The organism is bacterium (genome assembly GCA_017744355.1).
Lineage (GTDB): Bacteria > Cyanobacteriota > Sericytochromatia > S15B-MN24 > UBA4093 > JAGIBK01.
On the sequence record JAGIBK010000029.1, the window covers coordinates 1 to 602 of the forward strand.

Consider the following 602-nt stretch of genomic DNA (forward strand, 5'->3'; position numbering starts at 1 on the left):
GCCCTTGGTGGCCGTCCCGGCCAGGGTGCTGACGGCGCCAGCGGTGGTGATCTTGCGGACCCGGTAGTTGCCGTAGTCGGCGACGTAGATGGTGCCGTCGCCGGCCACGACGACGTCCCACGGGTTGCTGAACTTGGCTGCCGTCTTGGCCGCACCGTCCGCGAAGGAGTTCACGCCCGTACCGGCGACCGTGGTCACGACACCGTCGGGCGTGACCTTGCGGATGCGATGGTTGCCGGTGTCGGCGACGTAGACGTTCCCGTCCGGACCGATGGCCAGACCACGCGGCTGGACGAACTTGGCAGCGGCGCCGGTCCCGTCCACGTATCCCGCCGAGGACCCTGCGAGGGTGGTGACCGTGCCGTCCGGGGCGATCTTGCGGATGCGGTGGTTGCTGGAGTCGGCGACGTAGATGGTGCCGTCGGCTGCGACGGCGACGTCCATCGGTGAGTTGAACTGCGCACCGGCGTTCGTGGTCATCGTGCGCAGCACCGTGTAGCTGCGCGCACCCTCGGGCGCGGTCCACGTGAGGTTCGCGACGCTGCCGTTGGCAGTCTCGGCAGACAGCTCGGGCGCCGCGGGCGGCTCGGTGGGCTCTGTGC

1 protein-coding gene is annotated in these 602 nt (G+C 70.1%); it reads right to left on the reverse strand.

The window, feature by feature from the left end:
• Positions 1 to 602, reverse strand: a 602-nt coding sequence (locus J7643_20010) for an SMP-30/gluconolactonase/LRE family protein (protein ID MBO9542876.1), incomplete at both ends; no start/stop codon positions are given.